The organism is Streptomyces yerevanensis (assembly GCF_000716805.1).
GTDB classification, from domain to species: Bacteria; Actinomycetota; Actinomycetes; order Streptomycetales; family Streptomycetaceae; genus Streptomyces; species Streptomyces flaveus.
In genome coordinates this window covers 1-574 of record NZ_JNWJ01000214.1, presented here as the reverse complement: position 1 = coordinate 574, position 574 = coordinate 1, and the positions used below count along the sequence as shown (strand labels likewise).

Sequence of the window (574 nt, the reverse complement as noted above, 5' to 3'; positions counted from 1 at the left end):
ACCGTTCCTATTCACTGAGCCATAGTGAGTCCTGCGTCCAGGACTGCCTGTCAGTGGCCTGCCGCGAACGGTCTTCGGCGGGCTGGGCCGTTGCCTGTGGTCTTCGGCGGCGTGCATCGTGTGCACGGTCCCCGGGACAGGCGCGGACCCTGGGTGCGTGGTGGGGCCGTGTGGGGGTGTGCGCGATGTGGGGGCGATGGTCTTCCGTACCGGCCCGGCCGCGTGTCGTCGCACACGGTTCGCCGTTTCCGGCTGGGGCGGCTTCCTTCTTCTTGAGGGGTACGGTCTTCTCTGCCCTGCGTCGCGCGCCCAGGCCCTGGCCACGCCTCCCGATCACGATCGCCGCAGCGTCGTGCCGGGACGTCTCCTGTGTTGTTGTGCCGGTGGTGGCGCGCCAGTAGGCGGCGCCCCAGCGGCTCGAATACGCCGGATCGACCACGATCACCGCCAGGCCCGCCCGGTGTGCCATCGCCACCAGGCGGGCGGCGAACTTCGCGGTCGGCATCCCGGCCACCGTGCTGCGGAACGCCCGGCCGGCTCTGCCCATCCAGCCGCACTGCTCGCGGCTGGTGTC

General features: G+C 71.1%; 1 pseudogene. It reads right to left on the bottom strand.

Annotated features, from left to right (window positions below):
• Nucleotides 1–7: 7 nt before the first annotated feature.
• Nucleotides 8–574: pseudogene (locus OP79_RS49120) on the bottom strand (hypothetical protein); the annotation flags it as partial.